General features: G+C 70.4%; 17 protein-coding genes. 3 read left to right on the forward strand and 14 right to left on the reverse strand.

Annotation, left to right across the window (positions count from 1 at the left end):
• Window position 1 precedes the first annotated feature (1 nt).
• The gene (locus HRC28_RS20220; RefSeq protein WP_182377185.1) at window positions 2-1,423 is read right to left on the reverse strand and encodes an amidase; all 1,422 of its coding nucleotides are present in this window, start codon (window positions 1,421-1,423) and stop codon (window positions 2-4) included.
• 36 nt (window positions 1,424-1,459) lie between these two features.
• Window positions 1,460-2,017 (reverse strand): NAD(P)H-dependent oxidoreductase, encoded by a 558-nt coding sequence (locus HRC28_RS20225; RefSeq protein ID WP_182377186.1) that lies wholly within the window; start codon window positions 2,015-2,017, stop codon window positions 1,460-1,462.
• A gap of 74 nt (window positions 2,018-2,091) precedes the next feature.
• Here HRC28_RS20225 and HRC28_RS20230 point away from each other — a divergent pair, with 74 nt between their 5' ends.
• Window positions 2,092-2,679, forward strand: a complete 588-nt coding sequence (locus tag HRC28_RS20230; RefSeq protein ID WP_182377187.1) for a TetR/AcrR family transcriptional regulator — start codon at window positions 2,092-2,094, stop codon at window positions 2,677-2,679.
• 2 nt (window positions 2,680-2,681) lie between these two features.
• Here HRC28_RS20230 and cimA read toward each other — a convergent pair whose 3' ends face one another.
• The 3 genes from cimA to HRC28_RS20245 all read right to left on the reverse strand — a co-directional run bounded on the left by cimA (window position 2,682) and on the right by HRC28_RS20245 (window position 6,726).
• A complete protein-coding gene (gene cimA, locus HRC28_RS20235) occupies window positions 2,682-4,298 on the reverse strand; it encodes a citramalate synthase (protein ID WP_182377188.1) in 1,617 nt (538 codons plus the stop codon).
• A gap of 178 nt (window positions 4,299-4,476) precedes the next feature.
• A complete protein-coding gene (locus HRC28_RS20240; protein WP_237111876.1) occupies window positions 4,477-6,207 on the reverse strand; it encodes a serine/threonine-protein kinase in 1,731 nt (576 codons plus the stop codon).
• 54 nt (window positions 6,208-6,261) lie between these two features.
• Window positions 6,262-6,726 carry an MmcQ/YjbR family DNA-binding protein gene (locus HRC28_RS20245; protein ID WP_237111582.1) on the reverse strand — a complete coding sequence of 155 codons (465 nt, stop codon included), beginning with the start codon at window positions 6,724-6,726 and terminating at the stop codon, window positions 6,262-6,264.
• On the opposite strand from HRC28_RS20245, the gene HRC28_RS20250 reads away from it, so the two are divergent.
• Complete coding sequence (locus tag HRC28_RS20250) at window positions 6,725-7,483, forward strand: alpha/beta hydrolase (protein ID WP_182377190.1); 759 nt, start codon at window positions 6,725-6,727, stop codon at window positions 7,481-7,483. The genes HRC28_RS20245 and HRC28_RS20250 overlap by 2 nt on opposite strands.
• Here HRC28_RS20250 and HRC28_RS20255 read toward each other — a convergent pair.
• From HRC28_RS20255 to HRC28_RS20265, 3 genes are all read right to left on the reverse strand, one after another.
• Entirely contained in the window at window positions 7,476-8,555 is a 1,080-nt protein-coding gene (locus HRC28_RS20255; protein ID WP_182380822.1) for a branched-chain amino acid aminotransferase, read from the reverse strand. The two genes, HRC28_RS20250 and HRC28_RS20255, sit on opposite strands and share 8 nt — an antisense overlap.
• 111 nt (window positions 8,556-8,666) lie before the next feature.
• On the reverse strand, window positions 8,667-9,773 hold the full coding sequence (locus HRC28_RS20260) for a 3-isopropylmalate dehydrogenase (protein ID WP_182377191.1): 1,107 nt from the start codon (window positions 9,771-9,773) through the stop codon (window positions 8,667-8,669).
• A gap of 11 nt (window positions 9,774-9,784) precedes the next feature.
• The gene (locus HRC28_RS20265; protein ID WP_182377192.1) at window positions 9,785-9,955 is read right to left on the reverse strand and encodes a hypothetical protein; all 171 of its coding nucleotides are present in this window, start codon (window positions 9,953-9,955) and stop codon (window positions 9,785-9,787) included.
• Between the two features lie 411 nt (window positions 9,956-10,366).
• Here HRC28_RS20265 and HRC28_RS20270 point away from each other — a divergent pair, with 411 nt between their 5' ends.
• The gene (locus HRC28_RS20270) at window positions 10,367-10,936 is read left to right on the forward strand and encodes a class I SAM-dependent methyltransferase (RefSeq protein ID WP_182377193.1); all 570 of its coding nucleotides are present in this window, start codon (window positions 10,367-10,369) and stop codon (window positions 10,934-10,936) included.
• Here HRC28_RS20270 and HRC28_RS20275 read toward each other — a convergent pair.
• The 6 genes from HRC28_RS20275 to HRC28_RS20300 are packed head-to-tail and all read right to left on the reverse strand — an operon-like array spanning window position 10,910 to window position 18,531.
• On the reverse strand, window positions 10,910-11,809 hold the full coding sequence (locus HRC28_RS20275) for an SDR family oxidoreductase (protein WP_182377194.1): 900 nt from the start codon (window positions 11,807-11,809) through the stop codon (window positions 10,910-10,912). The genes HRC28_RS20270 and HRC28_RS20275 overlap by 27 nt on opposite strands.
• A 22-nt stretch (window positions 11,810-11,831) precedes the next feature.
• Window positions 11,832-12,599, reverse strand: a complete 768-nt coding sequence (locus HRC28_RS20280) for an FHA domain-containing protein (protein WP_182377195.1) — start codon at window positions 12,597-12,599, stop codon at window positions 11,832-11,834.
• The gene (locus HRC28_RS20285) at window positions 12,596-13,882 is read right to left on the reverse strand and encodes a VWA domain-containing protein (protein ID WP_182377196.1); all 1,287 of its coding nucleotides are present in this window, start codon (window positions 13,880-13,882) and stop codon (window positions 12,596-12,598) included. The genes HRC28_RS20280 and HRC28_RS20285 overlap by 4 nt, the downstream gene beginning before the upstream one ends.
• Window positions 13,875-15,020: a protein phosphatase 2C domain-containing protein gene (locus HRC28_RS20290; protein WP_182377197.1), complete on the reverse strand. Its 1,146-nt coding sequence runs from the start codon at window positions 15,018-15,020 to the stop codon at window positions 13,875-13,877. The genes HRC28_RS20285 and HRC28_RS20290 overlap by 8 nt, the downstream gene beginning before the upstream one ends.
• Entirely contained in the window at window positions 15,017-17,422 is a 2,406-nt protein-coding gene (locus HRC28_RS20295; RefSeq protein ID WP_182377198.1) for a serine/threonine-protein kinase, read from the reverse strand. The genes HRC28_RS20290 and HRC28_RS20295 overlap by 4 nt, the downstream gene beginning before the upstream one ends.
• Window positions 17,419-18,531: a hypothetical protein gene (locus tag HRC28_RS20300; protein WP_182377199.1), complete on the reverse strand. Its 1,113-nt coding sequence runs from the start codon at window positions 18,529-18,531 to the stop codon at window positions 17,419-17,421. The genes HRC28_RS20295 and HRC28_RS20300 overlap by 4 nt, the downstream gene beginning before the upstream one ends.
• Between the last annotated feature and the right edge of the window lie 10 nt (window positions 18,532-18,541).

An 18,541-nucleotide genomic window follows, 5' to 3' on the forward strand; every position in this document is an offset into this window, starting at 1 on the left:
CTCACCAGAGCGGCGGGTGGCGGTCCTTCCAGGGCGCTGCGGCCTCGACCTGCGCGGCGAGGGAGAGCAGCAGCTCCTCCTCGGCGGGACGTGCCGCGAGCATGATGCCGATCGGAAGGCCATCCGGCGTGTGGTGGAGCGGGAGCGAGATCGCGGGCATGCCGGTGACGTTCCACGCCGAGGTCCACGGCGTGAAGCGCTTCTGGGCCTCGAAGTCCGCGGCGGGGTCGGCGTCGTTGCGCAGCGCCCCGACGGCGAGCGGGGGCGTGGCCAGGGTCGGCGTCAGCACGATGTCGTACGGCGCCAGGGCGACCAACGCCTCGGCCGCGTACCGCCGCAACTGGCCGAGTGCCAGCCCGAACTCCGGCGCGGTGACGGCCGCTCCGCGGTCGCCGAGCCAGCGCGTCAGCGGCCGCAGCATGCCCTTCTTCTGGGCGTCCAGCGGAACCGTCGACAGTGCCGTGAGCACGGCCCAGCAGGTCTCGAAGACCGGCACGGCCTCCCGCGGCATCGGCACCTCGACACCTTCCACGGAGTGGCCGAGCGACGTCAGCAGCGTGATGGCCGACTGGTACGCGCGGCGCACGTCCGGGTGCACCTCGATGTCGGCGATCACCGGTTCGTCGAAGCACGCGATCCGCAGCCGCCCGGGCTCGCGCCCGACCGCGGACAGGAAGGTGCCGGACGGTTCGGGTGCCCACGACGGATCGCCGGCCCGGCGGCCAGCGAGGACATCGAGCATCGCGGCCGCATCCCCGACGGTGCGCGCGATCGGTCCGGAGACGGCGAGGCCGACCGGGTCGCCGTACATCGGGAAACCGCTGATCCGGCCGCGCGTGGGCTTGAGCCCGACCAGTCCGCAACAGGACGCCGGGATCCGGATCGAGCCACCGCCGTCGGAGCCCTGCGCGACCGGGACCAGCCCGGCCGCGACGGCTGAGGCCGCACCGCCTGAGGATCCGCCGGCCATCCGGGTGACGTCCCACGGCGTCACCGCAGGCGGCCGACCCTCGGGCTCGGTGTAGCAGGGCGACCCGAACTCGGGCGTGCTGGTCTTGCCGAGACTGACCATGCCCGCCGCCTCGATCGACAGCGTCACCGCGTCCGACACCTCGGGCACGTAACCAGCGAAGGCCGGCGAGCCGAACGACGTCGGCACCCCGCGAGTCAGGTTGAGGTCCTTGATCGCCGTTGGTACGCCGGCCAGCGGCGACGCCCCGTCACCCACCGGCCCGACGGCAGCGACCTCGCGGGCGCGCAGCCGCGCGGCATCGGGGTCACGAAAGGCGAACGCGCCGTCGACGTACTCCTGAGGGAGACGCGCGGCGCGTTCGAGGTAGTGCTCGGTGAGCTCGACGGGGCTGATCTCGCCGGAGCGGATCAACTCCCCCTGCTCGAGGGCGGTCAGGTCGTGGAGTTCCACGCCCCGACCCTAGCCATCAAGGCGAATCCGTAGTGGTCAGGCTGCGGTGACGACCGGGGTGAAGTCGACCAGGGTGCTCAGCGCACCGAGGAGCTTGGCCTGCACGTCGGCGTCGGTGCCCAGGTCGATACCGATCGCGGACTGCGAGACGGTGACGTCCTCGACGACGACAGCACCGGCGATACCGGCGGAGCGAGCCGTGTCAGCGTGCGCCCACTTGCCGCCGTACGGCGTCGGGGTGGCGCCGACAACGCCGAACGGCTTGCCGACGATGGCACCGGCGCCGTACGGGCGCGACAGCCAGTCGATGGCGTTGTTGAGCACGGCCGGCATGGTGCCGTTGTACTCGGGGGTGACGGCGAGGACGCGGTCGGCGAGGGCGACGCGGTCACGGAGCGCAGCCGCGGTGGCGGGAGCCGAACCGGCGTCGAGGTCCTCGTTGTAGAACGGGACCTGGTCGAGGCCGTCGATGATGTCGACCTCGGTACCGGCGGGAGCCTGGTCGCGGAGGATCTCGGCGATCTGGCGGTTCACGGAATCGGCGCGGAGGCTTCCGACGAGGACGGCGACGCGGGTGTTCTTGGTGTCAGTCATGTCGGTCGAAACGGACCACGGTCCGTTTCTATTCCAGTGCCGCGAAAACTTTCGCCAACTAGGCTGAGGAAGCCATGTCGAAGCCCCTCCCTCTTCTCGCCACACCGCCCACCGAACGCGCCGACGCCGCCCGCAACCGCGAGGCCCTGCTGAGCGCCGCGAGCGAACTGATCCAGGGCTGCAGCGTGGACGGGGTGACCATGGAAGCGGTTGCCGCGAAGGCCGGCGTCGGCAAGGGCACCGTGTTCCGGCGCTTCGGCAGCCGCGAGGGACTGATGGCCTCGCTCCTCGACCACGCCGAGAGAGCCTGGCAGGAAGCTGTCATCAGCGGGCCGCCACCGCTGGGCCCGGGCGCCCCACCGATGGAGCGCCTCCTGGCCTTCGGAGCGTCCCGGATGCACCTGCACCTCCAGCAGGGCGCGCTGATCGACGCCGCCGGCCGCACCTGGGGCGACAACTACGCCGTCACCGGCTTCGTCACCATGCACGTACGGATCCTGCTGGCCGAACTCGGCGTCGAGGGCAACCTGCCCTATCTCGCCACAGCGCTCGTCGCGCCGCTCGCCCTGCCCGTCCTGCGCCAGCAGTTCGACCAGGCCCAGATGTCCGAGGAGCAGGTCATGGCCGGCTGGGAAGAGCTGGTACGACGCATCGTCGCCTGACGTCAGTCAGCGTGGTGGCGCAGGATGCCGTAGGTGAGTCCGTCGGCGAGGGCCTCGAACGACGCCTCGATCATGTTGGCGCCGACACCGACCGTCACCCACGACGAGGCACCATCGGTGGTCTCGATCAGCACGCGCGTGATCGCGTCCGTGCCGTGACCCTGGTCGAGGATCCGCACCTTGAAGTCGATCAGCTCGAACTTCACGATCTCCGGGAAAGCCTGCCCGATCGCCGTCCGCAGTGCGTGATCCAGCGCGTTGACCGGACCGTTGCCCTCGCCCGTGACGACGTAACGCACCCCCGCCGCCTGCAGCTTGACGGTCGCCTCGGAGACGGCCTCCTCGCCCGGCTGGGCGTGGGTCAGCGTCTCGGTGATGACGCGCCAGCTCTCGACCTCGAAGTACGACGGCCGCTGGCCCTCGGCCTCCTCGACGAGCAGCAGTTCGAACGATGCGTCCGCAGCCTCGAAGGTGTAGCCCCGCGACTCCATCTCCTTGACCCGTGCGGTCACCCGGTTGACGACGTCGGGCGCGTCCGACAGGTCGAAGCCGAGCTCCTTGCCCTTGAGTTCGATCGACGCGCGACCGGCCATCTCGGACACCAGCAACCTCATGTCGTTGCCGACGCCAGCGGGGTCCATGTGCTGGTAGAGGTCGGGGTCGATCTTGATCGCGCTGGCGTGCAGCCCGGCCTTGTGGGCGAAGGCGCTGGTCCCCACATAGGGCTGGCGCGCGGCCGGCGGAACGTTGGTCACCTCGGCGACGGCGTGCGCGATCCGGGTGGCTTCACGGAGCAGGCCGGGCGGCAGCACCTGGCGGTCCAGCTTGAGCTCGAGGTTCGCGACGACGTTGACGAGGTCGGCGTTGCCGGTGCGCTCGCCGTAGCCGTTGATGCAGCCCTGGACGTGGGTGGCACCGGCATCGACGGCCGCGAGCGTGTTCGCGACGGCCAGGCCGGTGTCGTTGTGGCAGTGGATGCCGACGCGGACGCCGGCCGACTGCACGACGTCGTGCACGACGTCGGAGACCCAGCCGGGGAGCATGCCGCCGTTGGTGTCGCAGAGGGCGATCACCTCCGCCCCGGCGTCGTACGCCGCCCGCAGGACCTCGAGCGCGTAGGACCGGTCGAGCCGGTACCCGTCGAAGAAGTGCTCGGCGTCGAGGAAGACCTGCTGCCCCTCGGCGCGCAGGTGACTGACGGTGTCGCGGACCATCGCGAGGTTCTCCTCAGGCGTGGTCCGCAGGGCCTTCTCGACGTGGCCGATGTGGGACTTCGCGACGAGGGTGACGACACCGGCACCGCTGTCGCGGAGCCCCGCGACCTGCGGGTCGTCGGCAGCCCGGATGCCAGCCTTGCGGGTGGCGCCGAAAGCCGTGAGCCGTGCGTGCTTGAGGTCGAGCTCGAGGGCAGCGCGCCGGAAGAACTCGGTGTCCTTCGGGTTCGCACCGGGCCAGCCGCCCTCGATGAAGCCGACGCCGAGTCCATCGAGGTGACGCGCGATCGCGAGCTTGTCAGCGACGGTGGGGTTGAGGCCCTCCTGCTGCATGCCGTCACGCAGGGTCGTGTCGTAGACGTGGAACGCGCCGTGCAGGTCGAGCGGCTGGTCGAACTGGTTCATCAGATACTTCTGTCCATTCGGTGGTCGAGCCTGTCGAGACCCCGGGCAAAACAAAAGCCTCCCGAGAACGAGAGGCTGGCGCGTCCGGCGTGCGGACGCGCTACACGATAATGATTTTGGGGATGCTCGTGGTGCTGGTCACGCAGCCAAGTCTGCCACGAATCGCGGGCGGAGCGGATCAGAGTCCGAAAGGCCCGTTCGACCACGGGATCCAGTGGGTGCCCTGACCGGCCACCAGCACGCCGAGGACCGCCGAGACCGCGAGCAGTCCGGCGCAGCAGAACAACCAGGGCAACGTCGGGCGGCACACGGGGTAGAGCACCCGCGCGATCGGCGAGCGGAACCGACTCGCACCCGGCCCCGACCAGAGCGCCACGCCCAGCGTCGCGCCGCACGCCATCAGGGTGCTCGGCACGTCGAGGGCGAAGGCGTAACAGATCAGCCCGGCGGCGAGTCCGAGTCCTGCGCTCCACGCCACCAGCACCACGGTGCCGGTGATCGCACGGACCAGGTGCCAGGGGCTGGTCGTGATGAGTCGGAGGCCGTCGTACCACTTGATGCCCCGGACGGTACGGCGATCGGCGACCGCCGACGCAGCCAGCGAACCGGCGCGCAGCAGCCACACAGCCAGCACCACGACAAGGGTGGCAATCCACGGCGCCGCCGCGAACCCGGCACCGAGCGCGATCGCGGCCACGCCGATGGCGGTCCAGCGACGGAGACGCTCGCCCAGAGGCGCCTGGGGCTGCGGCGCGAACGGCGCGTCGGGATCGAAACCGTGCGCCTGGTCCCACTCCCGCTCGATGCGGTCCATCGCCGTCGGCGGAGGCGGCGGATGCGGCAGGTGGACGGCCGGCCCCGGAGCGGTCGGCGGCAGGGTGGTCGGCGGCAGGGCTGCCGGGAGCCCCATCTCGGTGGGCAGGGCGCGGGTGCCCACGACGGGCGGCGGAGGCGGCGGAGGAAACACGTCCGCGATCGTCCTTGGCGTCGGCGGAGCAGGCGGAGACGCCTGACCCGCGAGGGCCAGCGGCAGCGTGAAGTCGTCCTCGACAGCGGCTGGACCGGCGAAGACGCCACCCGGCGGCGGCACCGGCGGCAACTCGGGGCGGGTGCTCAACGGACGCACCCAGGCCAGCAACTCCTCGAGCAGCGGACGCTCCAGCGGATCGGGGTGCAGCGCCAGCGCGAGCACGTCGGCCAGCGGTTGCTCGATGCCGGACAGGTCGTGTTGACCGCGACGGGTGCGGTCCATGATCGCCATCGCCGGTCCACGGCCGTATGGCGCCCGCCCGGTCGCGGCATAGGCCACGGTCGCTGCCCAGGCGTGCACGTCGGCAGCGGGGGTGGCGTCGTCGCCGTACAGGATCTCCGGGGCGAGGTAGCCGGGCGTGCCCAGCAGCCAACCCGTCTGGGTGAGGCGGATGTCGTCGGCCACCCGGGCCAGGCCGAAGTCGATCAGGATCGGCGTGCGCCCCTCCATCAACACGTTGCCCGGCTTGATGTCGCGGTGGAGTACGCCGACGGCGTGGACGGCCGCGAGTCCCTCGGCGAGGCAGCCGGCCAGCCAGTGCAGGTCGCGGCCCTCGATCGGTCCTTCGGCCGCGATGTGCTCGTGCAGGGTGAGTCCGGGGACGTACCGCGTGACGACATAGGGGATCTCGGCCCACGGGTCGGCGGCGAGCATCTCGGCGACCCAGGGGCTGCGGATCCGGGTCAGCGAACTGACCTCGCGGGCAAGGCGACCGCGGGCCTCCTTGTCGCCGACGATCTGCGGCCGCAGGACCTTGAGCGCCACCCGGCGACCGTCGGAGCCCTGGGCGAGATGAACGATGCCCATGCCGCCCTCGCCGAGCTGGGTCAGCAGCGTGTAGTCGCCCACGCGAGTGGGCGCGCCACTCTCGGGTCGCATCGTCACGAAATGAGATTACCCAGCGGCGCGCGACTTCAACGTCAACTGCAGGCGTCAGCCGCGCGCGTCGAGTTCGGCGACCAGCCGCTTCGTCGCAACCCGGCGGTACGACGCGTCGGCCAGCTCCGCGATCTCGGCCCAGTCGATGTCGGGGGCAGCCAGGTCGATTGCCCGGCCGCCGTACGGACCGTAGTAGGCGGGGACGAAGAACCTGTCGTCCTCGTCGATGGCCGGCAGGTCGACGCTGTCGGGGGTGAAGATGAACGCGTTCGGCACCATCCGGTGCTCGCCGGGCCGGATCTTCTCGGACCCCCCGAAGACGGCGAAGATCTTGCCCGCACGGAACGTCGGCCGGCCGTGGCTGACCTTCTCCTCGGCGCCAGGCAGGGCCAGGCAGATCTTCCGCAGTTCGCGGAGACCCGGGTCGTCGTCGCTGAACATGATCGGGTGCGCCATGCCCGCCAGTGAAGCACTTCCCACGGACACCCCCTTGGCGCCGGCCGTGGGACGATGAGCCATGTCGCTCCTGGACCTCGGCGCCGGCGACGCCGTGCTGTTCATCCAGACCGGACTGGGTGCCGACGAGTTGCTGCCCCTGGCCAGGGAGCCCGCCCTGGCGGGACGACGACGGCTGCTCCCCCACCGTCGCGGCTACACCGGCACCGGACCCGAGCTCCCCGGCTCGATCGTCCGGGACGCCGCCGACTGTGTCGCGCTCGTGGAGTCCCTCCACCTCCCGGCGGTCGACGTCGTCGGCTACTCCTACTCAGCCGCCGTCGCCCTCGCCGTCGCCGCGCAGACGCCCAGCATGGTCCGCAGCATCACGCTCATCGAACCGCCACCGCTGATCACCAGCCACCGCGACGAATTCGTCGCGGTCTGTGCCGACCTGATGTCCGTCAGCGCAGAGCTGGGACCTACGGCAGCGCTGGAGGCTTTCTGGGACCGGACCACCACACCCGACTGGTGGTCGGCACTCGAACGGCACGTGCCTGACGCGCGGGCACAGATGCGCCGCGACGCCAGCACGTTCTTCGAGCAGGACCTTCCTGCGTTGCTGGGGTGGACCTTCACCGCCGACGACGCCCGACGGATCGCGACGCCCGTGCTGCACGTCGGCGCGGCCGAGAGTGGTCCGTGGTGGGCGGAGGTCCGCACCACCGTGCTCGCCTGGTTCCCGGGCGCCACCGACGTCGTCGTACCCGGTGCCGATCACGGACTGGTGGTCACGCACCCGGCCGACGTCGCCGGTGCGATCGCCGACTTCCTCAGCTGATCTGGTGCATCCAGCCGAAGGTGTCGTCAGCTCGGCCGAGCTGGACGCCGACGAGGGCCTCGCGGATCCGCATGGTGAGGTCCTGGCTCGGGGGCGCCGCCACGTCGCCGTCCTTGGTCTTCAAGGAACCCACGGGCGTGACGACCGCGGCCGTGCCGCAGGCGAAGATCTCGGTGATCCGGCCGCTGGCGATGTCAGCACGCCACTCGTCGATGCCGAACTGACGCTCGGTGACCTGGTGGCCCATCTTCCCGGCGAGCTCGATGATCGAGGCGCGGGTGATGCCTTCGAGGATGGTGCCGGTCTCGGGCGTGACGATGGAGCCGTCGTCGTAGACGAAGTACATGTTCATCCCGCCGAGCTCCTCGACGTACTTGCCCTCCTGGGCGTCGAGGAAGACGACCTGGTCGCAGCCCTGGGCGTAGGCCTCCTGCTGTGCGACCAGCGAACTGGCGTAGTTGCCGCCCGTCTTGGCCGCACCCATGCCACCGCGGCCGGCGCGGGTGTACTCCTCGGTGAGCCACAACGTGACGGGCTTGATGCCGCCCTTGAAGTACGCGCCCGCGGGGCTGGCGATCACCATGAAGGTGACGTGCTGGGCCGGTCGCACACCGAGGAACTTCTCGGAGGCGAACATGAACGGCCGCAGGTACAGGCTCTTCTCGCCGCCGTCCTCGTTGCCGGGCACCCAGCGGGCGTCGACCTTGACGAGTTCCTCGACAGCCTGGACGAAGTCGGCCGGCTCGAGAACGGGCAGGGCCAGGCGGTGGCTCGAACGCTTCATCCGCTCGGCGTTCGCCTCGGGCCGGAACAGCCAGAGCGAGTCATCGCCGTGGCGGTAGGCCTTCATGCCCTCGAAGGTCTCCTGCGCGTAGTGCAGGACGGCCGCAGCCGGGTCCAGGGTGATCGGACCGTAGGGCGTGACGCGGGCGTCGTACCAACCCTTCTCGGCGGTCCATTCGACGGTGAACATGTGGTCGGAGAAGTGCACGCCGAAGCCCGGATTGGACAGGATCTCTGCCAGCCGCGCGTCGTCGGTCTGTTCCGCAGAAAGAGTGGTGGTGATCTGCATGGTCATCAGGTTAGTCCTCATTAACTCAGCGCGAAACGGCGAGGACCTGGTTGCGCTCGCCGGAGTGCAAATTCCGCCGAGGCAACGCTCACTGAGCTGGGGCCTCGGCGGTCAGCCGGCTACTCGGGCAGCGATCGCGTCGCCCACCTCGGGCGTCCGACGCGACTGGCCCGGCGTGCGCGCAGCGAGGTCCGCAAGCACGGCGTTCTCGATGCGGGCGGCGGCCTCGGGGTGGCCCAGGTGGTCGAGCAGCAGGGCACCGGACAGGATCGCGGCCGTCGGGTCCGCAATCAGCTGACCGGCGATGTCGGGTGCCGAGCCGTGGACGGGCTCGAACATCGACGGCGCAGTGCGATCGGGGTTGACGTTGCCGGACGCAGCCAGGCCGATGCCACCGGTGATGGCGGCGGCCAGGTCGGTGATGATGTCGCCGAACAGGTTGTCGGTGACGATCACGTCGAAGCGCTGCGGGTCCGTGGTCAGGTAGATCATCACGGCGTCGATGTGGCTGTAGTCCGTCGTGACGTCCGGGAACTCCTTGGCCACCTCTTCGAACAGGCGCCACCAGACAGACCCGGCATTGACCAGCACGTTGGTCTTGTGGACCAGCGTCAGCTTCTTGCGCGGGCGCTTCTGGGCGCGGGCGAAGGCGTCGCGGATGACGCGCTCCACACCGAAGGCGGTGTTGACCGAGACCTCGGTCGCGACCTCGGCGGGCGTGCCGACGCGCAGCGCGCCACCGTTGCCGGTGTACGGGCCCTCGGTGCCCTCACGGACCACGACGAAGTCGATGTCGCCCTTGCCGAGCACGGCATCGGACAACGGCGACGTGGCGCCGGGGAACAGCTGCGAGGGGCGCAGGTTGACGTAGTGGTCGAGTTCGAAGCGCAGGCGGAGCAGCAGGCCACGCTCGAGGATGCCGGGGGGCAGGTTCGGGTCGTTCGGCTTGCCGCCGACAGCGCCGAGCAGGATCGCGTCCTGACGACGGATCTCCTCGAGGACGGAGTCCGGGAGCACCTCGCCCGTGGCGAGGTAGTTCTCGGCGCCGAGGTTGTACGCCGTCCGGGCGAACTTCACCTCGGCCGGCGCGGCCACCTCGAGCACCTTGAGCGCTTCGGCGGTGACCTCGGGACCGATGCCGTCACCGGCGATGACGGCGAGGTTGACCTGGCCGGTCGTGGGGGTGACGGAGCCGGCAGCAGCAGAGGATTCGGTCATGTGACTAGAGATTAGTTGTCGTCAGGACGAGCGTCGTCCCCGTCTCGCAGGGCAACCGCTGCGAACGGGTCGCCGTCGAGCAGCGCGCTGTGCAGCGGGTGTTCCGGATCGTGGCGAGCGGGACCCCATTCGGCGGCCGACAGGTCGCTGGGCGTCGAGGTGCGGTGCGTGGTCGTGAACATGGCGGGTCTACTTCCGGGTGGGTTCGCCCTGGCGTCTCCCACCGCGGCGGGTGGGCGTCAGCTCGTGGATCTCACGGGAGTCGACTGCGTCGGATCAACGGATCGCGTTGCCTGTCAGGTGACAGAGACCGATCGGTGTGTCCCGCCGCGGTGCGTCGGAGATGCGCCAAGGCTTCGATTCTGATGATCGAAGGCCAGGCAGCTGGATCAAGGGATCGCCGCAGTCACCGCGGCGAGGTGGCCTTCTTCAGGCCTCGCCGCGGCAGCCGATTACGAGAAGGGCGCCACGCATGATGGAAGAACGATAGCCGTACGTCGCGGCGTGTGTCAGGCCGATTCCACGATCCGGTCATGTTCGGTATGCGAGATCGCGGTCACAACATCTGAGACACCGGATGTAAGACTCGATGCATGAGCGCGCCCCCCGACTTGCCCGACGTGGTCAGCCGCGCCTTCGACGTGTGCCGACGGGCGGGCTACGTGGCGTTCTGCCGCAACGAGACCGGCCGGCTCCTGGCCACGCTCGCCGCAACCCGCGAGGGCCTGATGGCCGAGTTCGGCACCGGTTGTGGCGTCGGTACGGCGTGGCTGCGCTCCGGCGTCCGCAACGACAAGGCGCGGATCATCACCGCCGAGCTCAACCCCAAGCTCGCGGCCGCAGCCACCGAGATCTTCGTCGACGACCCGCTGGTCGACGTCCTTGCCGCCGACTGGTCGACGTTGATGGACAAGGGCCCGTTCTCGCTGCTCTTCCTCGACTCGGGCGACCCGTCGGCCGTGGCGGTCGACAAGATCGCCGACCTGGTCGAGCCGGGCGGCATCGTCGTCCTCGACGACTTCTTCCCGTGCGAGATGTGGCCGCCGATCACCGGCGGTCGCGTCGACACCCTGCGCGAGCAGTGGCTCACCGACGAGCGGTTCACGACCGTCGAGGTGATGGTTGCGGCCGACGCGTCAGCCCTGATCGCCACCCGCCACTGATCGTTCGTCGTTCGCGACGTTGCGGGCACTGGTCGAGCGCCCCAGCGCCCGGACCTCGGCGTCCATCCGCGGCAACAGGTCCGGCACCAGCTTCAGGATGGGCCGGGCACCCACCGCGGAGTTCATGACGTTGCGGTTGAGCCCGATCCCCCGGACCCAGCCCGGGCAGTAGACGTGGCGGGCACGCTTGTCGATGCCCTTCACGAACGCCTTCACACACGCGTCGACGCTGGTGGTCCGGTTGATCGGCGGTGGCAGCTTGCTGATCATCTCCTTGAACGTGGGCAGGTCCGCCTTGGCGTCCTGGACGAGCGGGGTGTCGATCCACGACATGTGGGCGCACCCGACCGCGATTCCCTTGTGCGCCACCTCCAGTCGCAGCGCGTTGGCGAAGTGCTCCACGCCGGCCTTGCTCGCGTTGTACGCCGCCAGTCCCGGCGACGCGGCGAAGGCGGCCAGGGACGAGACCACCAGCAGGTAGCCCTTGCTCTGCTCCAGTGCCGGGATGGACGCACGGGCGGTGTTGAAGACGCCGACGATGTTGATGTCGATGGTCCGCTGGAACGTAGCCGGATCGATCGTCAGCACCGACCCGTAGCTGGCGATGCCCGCGTTCGCGAGGACGACATCAATGCGGCCGAACCTCTCGACGGCCGCAGCGACGGCCGCCTCCATCGCTGGGAGGTCGCAGACGTCGGCGACGATCCCGACACAGCGGTCCGCGCCGATGGCCTCGACGGCGGCGTCGAGAGCAGGCGTGTCGAGGTCGGTCAGGACCAACTTCGCGCCACGTGCCCCCAGCGCCTTCGCGGTCTCGAGCCCGATGCCACGGGCGCCGCCGGTGATGAAGATGACCTGCTCGTTGATCGCCATGCGGTGATCGTGACAGAGATCGTCAGAATTCGCCGGGGGTCGCCTTGCGGACGACGATGCGGGTCCAGGCACCGAGGTAGACCCGGCCGTCGGGGCCGATCTCGCGCTTCTCCCCCGCCGGGATCGGGTCCTTGGGCAGCGAGCCGATGGTGCCGAGGTAGGTGCCATTGGACGAGCCGAGGTCCTCGACCCACCAGCGCGTGCCGTCGGTGGTCAACTGGCAGTGCCGGCGGCTGATGCCATTGTCGGCGACGAGGTCGATGTCGGGGTGGATGCCACGGCTGCGCGAGGTCCGACCCACCAGGATCGACGTCGTCTTCAGTTGTACGACGGTCGGCACCCCCGCGGACGGGAGCGGGTCCGTGGACTCCTGGTCGGCGTACCAGTCCGGGTCGATCCAGATCTCCGCCACCCACGAGCCCTTCAGGGGCGGCGCGAGCGGGGTGGCCGCGGGAGCCGCCGGAGCAGGGTCAGCGGGCGCGGCAGGCTTCGCTTCCGCCGTACCCGCGTCCGGGGCGCCGAGGTCGAGGATCGACGGCGGCGTGAACGGTCGCGGCATCGACCCGGTGGTGAAGTCGTAGCCGCAGGCCTCGCAGAACAGGGCGTTCGGCGGGTTGGTGGCCTGGCAGTGCGGGCAGGCCGTGGCGCCGGCATCAGCAGGCGCGTCGTCGGCCGGTGCCTCGGCGGGCGCGGACGGAGTACTGGATCCGCCGTCCGCCGGGATCGGCAGGCCGCAGACGTCGCAGTAGTCGTCGGACGCCGAGTCGTGCCCGGACGGGCAGGTGCTCACGAGGGGTCCTTGCGGATCCGTGTGGTCTTCGTGGAAGCCGTGTCGAGCGCCATCTCGTCGGCCTTCTCGACCGCCCGCTTCAGGCGCACGGTGCCTTCCTTCTCGTTGTCGACGTCGACGACCTTCTTCAGCTTGCTGGTCGCCTCGTCGTTGCCGGTCTCGGCAGCGAGCTGGACCGCACGGCCGAGCTTGGTCGTTGCGGTCGCCTCGTCGCCAGCAGCCTTGGCGGCCAGACCCTCCTGGATCATGTCGGCCAACTCGGCCTGCCCGGTGTAGTGGGCGACCTGCCGGTCGATCTTGGCGGTGAGCTCGGAGTTGTTGGACCAGGTGGCCTTCACCAGCGCCTGCGTGACGACGTCGTCGCCGAGCGCGAGCTGCACGCGAGCGGCCAGCTGCTCCTGACCGATCGCCTTGGCCGGCACCCGGATCGCGACGTGGTAGTCGCGGGACTCGTCGGCCCACGCACCCGTCGGGTAGTCGCCCGTGAGCGGGTTGACCGGCGTCCGACGGTTGGTGAGGTCCTCGACGGTCGGCGAGACCTGGCGGACGAACAGCACCTGCGAGCCCTGCGGCGTCCAGACCCGGAGCGAGGCGTCCGCGACACCGCGCGACATGGCGGCGCGCATGATCTCCTGGAACTGGGCCTTCATCTGGTCGGGCCGCGGAATGATGTCGACGGTCCCGAGCAGGGCCTGCGAGATCCGCCGGATCTCCGCGACCTGCCAGTCCGTGCCCGCCCCACGGCAGTCGGCCTGGAAGTAGCCGGTCGCCCGGTTGATGGCCTCGTCGAGTCGACCGGGACGCTCGCGGTTCTCACCGTCGGTGAGCAGCAGGACGTGGCGCTGGGTGGCCTCGGGCACCGAGTTGAAGAGCTGACCGGCGAGGTCGAGCCAGGTGCTGATCGCCGTACCACCGCTTCCGACGAAACGGCCGATGGCGGCGGAGGCGTCGGCCCGCGCGCGCTCGTCCATCCGGATCATGCCGGGGCCACTGGCGACCTGCGGATAGGCCAGCATCGCGCGGTCGGCGCCGGCGATGACGGCGAACCAGGTGCCGTCGACGATCTCGGCGACCGCGGCCTGCGCGGCATCCTTGGCGGCAGCCATCGTGGCCGGCCCCATCGATCCCGACGTGTCGACGATGATGATCTCGCCGGCACCACCCGATCCGGACTGCCCGGCCGTGCCGGCACCCTTGCAGGTGATCGTCACGATCGCGTTGACGTCGGTCCCTCCGTCAGCGAGGAACTCGTTCTGGTAGACGGCGGCGGTGAACTCAGCCATCGGTCGGCTCTCCTCCTGGGGTGCCCGGCACAGCGGGCGTTGGGGTCTGGTCATTGTGCCCGAGCACAGGGAAATCGACCCGGGCAAGCGCTGCAGTGATGTTGTCGTGTCCGCCGCAACTGTTGGCGAACGCGACCAGGGCCAGCGCGATGGCTGCCGGATCGGTCGCCGCCGTCGCGCGGAGTTGCTCGGCCATCGCCTCGGGCGTGGAGCAGTAGTTCCACAAGCCGTCGGAACAGGCCAGCAACCAGCCGGACTCGGTGAGTTCGAGGGTGCCGCCCGTCGGGACGAAGTCCTCCGAGTCACGGCCCAGCCACTTCGTGATCGCGTGGGCCTGCGGTCCGGTCTCAGCCGCTTCGCGGGCCATGCCGCCGGCGATCTGCTCCTGGGCGACCGAGTCGTCCACGCTCAGCTGCACGGGGGTGCCGGCGTCGGGCAGCCAGTACGTGCGGGAGTCGCCGATGTTGGCCCAGCTGACCTGGTTTCCCTCGAGGACGGCGGCGCTGAACGTCGCCGACGCGGGGTTCGTCGAGTCCGGGTCGGTGACGGCGATGATCGCGGTGTTCGCGGCTGCCGCAGCATCCGCCAACACCTTCGCGCCCGCAGCCTGCCGGCCTCCCGTCGTACCCATGCCGGCAGGGAGGGGCATCCGCAGCACCTCGCGTGCGGCGCGGGCGCCGGCCATGGAGGCGACGTCGGAGTCGACGGAGTTCGAGACACCGTCCATCACCACGAGCACCGCACGGGAGCCGGGCTCGGCACCGGCGAGCAGTGCCATCGAGTCCTCGTTGCGGGCCTTGCCGACACCCTTGTCGCAGACGCCAGCCACCCAGGGCGCCGGCTGCTCACGGAAGTGGTCGCGCTCGCTCGGTGCCTTGGTGCCGCACTTCAGGCAATAGAGATCGGGACCGACCTCTCCCCCGCACTCAACGCAAGGGCGGCGGCCGACGGGCGGCGGGTCGGGCAGTGACGACGCCGGCTTGCGCGTCGGAGCGCTGATCGGAGCGTCCCCCAGCGGGTGGTCGTCGACGGCCGCGGGCGCAGCTGGTACGGCGTCCGGCTGGCCGATCTGCGCGCCGCAGCTCTCGCAGAAGCGAGCACCGGCGGCGACCGAGGCACCGCAGGAGGGACAGGTCACGTGAGGCTCCAGTTCCGGACGGCGTTGGCCTGGTTGACCAGGGCCACCCGCTCCTTGAGGTCGATGCTGTCACGGGCAAGGGAACGCAGGGCGTTCTCGAGTCCGTCACGCACCCCGGCCTCGGTGGCGGCGACGGAGCCGATCTTCGCACCGGCCGGCACCTTGGCCGCGCCGGACACGACGGGCAGTGCCTCGCCGAGGATCCGCACGGTGAAGCGCTGGCGGGTCTGGCCGTCGACGCTGGAGGTCTCGATGGTGCGCATCGCCTGGTCGAGCACCGCAATGTCCTGGCCGCCACCGGACAGCAACACCTCGGCCCGCTGCTGGCGGCTCTCGGTGTAGCCGCGGCTCGTGGTCGGCACCAGGTCCAGCGCAGCCACAGCGCCGGCCGTGTCCTTGCGCCCGGCACGCACCCGCGCCATACCGAAGGCGGCTGGCGGGACGTAGGCGGCGTCGGTGGACGCACACACCTGGTAGAGCCCCTCGGAGACCTCGGGCAGTCCCCCGCGCTCGCACGCGAAGGCGAGGGCGAGCTTGGGCGCGAGCTCACCGGGCACCTGCTGGTAGACGGCGTTGAACGACGCCTTCGCGATCTCCCAGTCCTCGGCCTGTACGGCGGCGAGTCCCTCGATCCACAGTGCGCGCCACTCCCACGGGTCGTCGGCGAGCAGCGCCTGCGCGTGGGACTTCGCGGCCACCGGATCGACGAGGTCCAGCGAGGCACGGGACCGTGCCAGCCACACCTCGGCGCTGTCCTCGGGTGCCTGGAGCAGGTCGGCAAGGCGCTGCTTCGGGTCGTCCGAGCTGATCGTGGAGAGCCAGCTGTACTGCGGGTCGGTGGTGTCCTCGCGCAGCTTCGGCAGCTGGCTCCACTCGGTGATCGGACGGGCCGTGGCGGGCGACTCGAAGAGCACTGAGGCAGCCGACGTGGTCGCCGTACCCTGGCGGCGGCGGGCGACGATCTCGCGCAGCACACCGAGCACCTGGGTGCGCAGTTCGTCGACCGAGGCGAAGCGGTCGGCCGGATCGGGCGCACAGCACTTCGCGAGCAGGTGGTAGAGCGAGTCGTACTGCTGGAACAGCGGCGTCGCGTCCACGGGCGGCAGGCTGTGCAGGTAGGTGCCCTGGTAGCCGCGGAACTCCATCGTGAGGACGACGAGGGTGCGACCGATCGTGTAGATGTCGGACGCCACCGTCGGCCCGACCTCGGCCACCTCGGGCGCCTGGTAGCCGACCGTGCCGTAGATCGCCGACTCCTGGTCATCGATCCGGCGCACGCCACCGAGGTCGATCAGCTTCATCGCGTCGCCGACCTGGATCATGTTGTCGGGCTTGAAGTCGCAGTACACGAGACCGAGGTCGTGGAGGTACTGGAAGGCCGGCAACAGCTCGAGGATGTAGGCCAGCGCCTGGTCAACGGGCAACGGGTCGTAGGCGCCGTTGTTGGCCGACATCCGCTGCTTCAGGATCTGCTTGAGCGACTTGCCGCCGACGTACTCCATGACGATGTAGCCGGCACCTTCGTGCGTCACGAAGTTGTAGATCTCGACGATCAGCGGGTGCTCGACCTGCGCGAGGAACTGCTGCTCGGCGATCGCTGCGGCCAGCGCGTCGGGGTCGCCGGAGTTGAGCAGGCCCTTGAGCACGACCCACCGGTTGGAGACGTTGCGGTCACGGGCGAGGTAGATCCAGCCGAGGCCACCGTGCGCGAGAGCGCCCGCCACTTCGTACTGGCCGGCGACCAGGTCACCGGAGACGAGCTTGGGCGTGAAGGAGAACGGTTGGCCACAGTTGGGGCAGAAGCCCTCGCTCCGGCCCGGCACGCCGTCGATGGCGCGGCCCACGGCCTTGCCGCACTTGGAGCAACTCCGCTTGTCCTCGGGGACCTGCGGGTTGGCCATGATCGCCTTGGCGGCATCCACCGGCGGCGCAGGCGGTACGACGGTGAGGCCGGCGCCGAGGCGGGCCGACCGCATCCGCTGCGACCCGGTGCGGGTGCGGCGAGTGGCGAGGCTGCCGGTCGACCCGGCCCGCTTCGAGCCGATCGCGGCCGACTGGACGCGGCTGGCGGCCGTCGCCGCCGTACCCTCGCGGCCGGACAGCGGCTGGGACTCCTGCAGCGCGGCGACCTCGGCGACCTTGGCACCCGGCACGGCTGGCGAGCCGCAGACGTCGCAGTAGCCGTCGAGGATCCGGCCGGTGCAGCCCGCCTGCTGGCAGGTGTTGGCGGCACCGGTCGCGGCGGGCATGGAGGCTGCGGGCGTGGACGCGGCCGGAGCAGCACCTCCCCCGTTGGTCGAGCTTGTCGAGACCCCGCCGGTTCCGGCCATGCCGCACACGTCGCAGTAGCCGTCGACGATGCTGCCCGTGCAACCGGGTTGGGTGCAGGCTCCTGAGCTCATGAGGTGCTCTCTTTCGCTAGCCAGGTCTGGTAAGTGGTGACGAGTTGCCGGGCGACGGCCATCGGCGACGGGCGTCGTTCGAGGAGCCCGCGGGCGGCGCGCTCGCTCTCGACGAGGTCGGGGTGATCAGCCACGCCGGCGGCGCGGGCCTTGGCGACGTACGCATCGAGCAGCGCGACGAGCTGGGCGTGCTCCTCGAGGGCGTCGGAGTACGCGTGCTGGACGACCTCGAATGCCTGGGAAACCCGGTCCAGGCGCTGAAGATAGGCGCCGATCTCGTCCGGCGTGACCGGGACCGGACCGAGAAGTTCGACGTCGGGGACGGCGTACCGCGGCGCCGGGTCGACGGTCGCGACGCAGGTGGCGGCAAGCTTCTCGAGCGCGGCTTCACGGGCTTCGAGGTCGGCGCGCAGTTCGCGGGCCGACAGCACCTGGCTGCGGGCGTCACGGCGGCGCGCGTTGCCGACGATGAGGTCGCGTTCGAACGTCGTGGCCTCGGCCTCGATGGGACCGAGCAGGCCACCGACGTCGGCACCGCGCTCGGCACGGGCCGCGATCTCCTGGAGCCGACTCATCAGGCCGGCGAGCGTGTGGACCGCGTCGTCGCGGCGGGTGGCCGGTTCGAGGCCGACCTGGTCCCGGATCCGCTCCAGCTGGGCGCGCAGTTCACGCACCCGCGCAGCCGACTCATCAGCACCCGGGACCAGCGCCAGGCGGCTACGCAACTGGCCGGTGAGCGCGTCACACAGCCGTCCCGCTTCGGGCAGCGAGACCGCCAACCCGCCGGGCAGTTCGGTGGCGCCGTCGAGGCGTCCCCAGATCAGCGCGGAGATCCGTTCCCGTTCCTGCGTGAGCACGCGGCCGCCGTCCCAGGTCGCGGAAACCAGCTGGTACCGGTCCGACGTCGCCTTCCACAACGCGAGCGCCAGCGACATGTCGCCGGTGAGCTCGGCACCCCGGCCCGCACCGAGGGCGGCCCGGTCGAGCTCGTCGAGCTCGGAGCGCCGCGCCCGCAACCACGCGTCCAGCTCGCCGAGGTAGCGCTGGATCGCAGCAGGATCCAGCGCGTCCCCGAGCTTGCCGGGCGCGGTCGGCGCAGTGGCGGTCATCGCGGTCACC

It is taken from the genome of Nocardioides sp. WS12, assembly GCF_014108865.1.
Taxonomy (GTDB): Bacteria; Actinomycetota; Actinomycetes; order Propionibacteriales; family Nocardioidaceae; genus Nocardioides.

What these genes read in the sequence shown, in the direction of transcription:
- HRC28_RS20285 (WP_182377196.1), bottom strand. Translation starts at nt 13,882, where the DNA reads ATGGCTGAGTTCACCGCCGCCGTCTACCAGAACGAGTTCCTCGCTGAC.
- HRC28_RS20225 (WP_182377186.1), bottom strand. Translation starts at nt 2,017, where the DNA reads ATGACTGACACCAAGAACACCCGCGTCGCCGTCCTCGTCGGAAGCCTC.
- HRC28_RS20270 (WP_182377193.1), top strand. Translation starts at nt 10,367, where the DNA reads ATGAGCGCGCCCCCCGACTTGCCCGACGTGGTCAGCCGCGCCTTCGAC.
- HRC28_RS20255 (WP_182380822.1), bottom strand. Translation starts at nt 8,555, where the DNA reads ATGCAGATCACCACCACTCTTTCTGCGGAACAGACCGACGACGCGCGG.
- HRC28_RS20260 (WP_182377191.1), bottom strand. Translation starts at nt 9,773, where the DNA reads ATGACCGAATCCTCTGCTGCTGCCGGCTCCGTCACCCCCACGACCGGC.
- HRC28_RS20240 (WP_237111876.1), bottom strand. Translation starts at nt 6,207, where the DNA reads ATGCGACCCGAGAGTGGCGCGCCCACTCGCGTGGGCGACTACACGCTG.
- HRC28_RS20250 (WP_182377190.1), top strand. Translation starts at nt 6,725, where the DNA reads ATGTCGCTCCTGGACCTCGGCGCCGGCGACGCCGTGCTGTTCATCCAG.
- HRC28_RS20245 (WP_237111582.1), bottom strand. Translation starts at nt 6,726, where the DNA reads ATGGCTCATCGTCCCACGGCCGGCGCCAAGGGGGTGTCCGTGGGAAGT.
- HRC28_RS20265 (WP_182377192.1), bottom strand. Translation starts at nt 9,955, where the DNA reads ATGTTCACGACCACGCACCGCACCTCGACGCCCAGCGACCTGTCGGCC.
- HRC28_RS20230 (WP_182377187.1), top strand. Translation starts at nt 2,092, where the DNA reads ATGTCGAAGCCCCTCCCTCTTCTCGCCACACCGCCCACCGAACGCGCC.
- HRC28_RS20295 (WP_182377198.1), bottom strand. Translation starts at nt 17,422, where the DNA reads ATGAGCTCAGGAGCCTGCACCCAACCCGGTTGCACGGGCAGCATCGTC.
- HRC28_RS20275 (WP_182377194.1), bottom strand. Translation starts at nt 11,809, where the DNA reads ATGGCGATCAACGAGCAGGTCATCTTCATCACCGGCGGCGCCCGTGGC.
- cimA (WP_182377188.1), bottom strand. Translation starts at nt 4,298, where the DNA reads ATGAACCAGTTCGACCAGCCGCTCGACCTGCACGGCGCGTTCCACGTC.
- HRC28_RS20300 (WP_182377199.1), bottom strand. Translation starts at nt 18,531, where the DNA reads ATGACCGCCACTGCGCCGACCGCGCCCGGCAAGCTCGGGGACGCGCTG.